Here is a 283-nt window from a genome sequence, read left to right as displayed (position 1 = left end):
TCGCCGAGGACCGCCGGCCGCACGAGGCCGCCCGTCCCGACCCGCGTCAGGTGCTCGACTCGCTCGCGAGACGGCTGCCCGGGCTCATGTCCGGCCACGCGCAGGGGCGTTCGGTGCTGGCCCTCGGCGTGGCCACCGGCCACCGCGTGGACCCGGACGCCGGGGTGATCGTGCTCCATCCCCAACTGGGCTGGCGGAACGTCGCCGTACGGGACCACCTCGCCGCCGCGACCGGTCTGCCGGTCCAGGTGGACAGCCACGCACGGGCGTTGGCGCGCGCCGA

The 283-nt window shown here is 76.7% G+C and carries 1 protein-coding gene; it reads left to right on the top strand.

Going from position 1 to position 283, the window contains the following annotated elements:
• Positions 1-283: ROK family protein (locus BHU15_RS37550; RefSeq protein WP_141726992.1), on the top strand; the 283-nt coding region annotated here is incomplete at both ends.

The sequence above is a fragment of the Streptomyces niveus genome (assembly GCF_001723055.1).
GTDB lineage: Bacteria > Actinomycetota > Actinomycetes > Streptomycetales > Streptomycetaceae > Streptomyces > Streptomyces niveus.
Note: the sequence above shows the minus strand (reverse complement) of the source record. Positions and strands in the feature narration are given on the sequence as shown.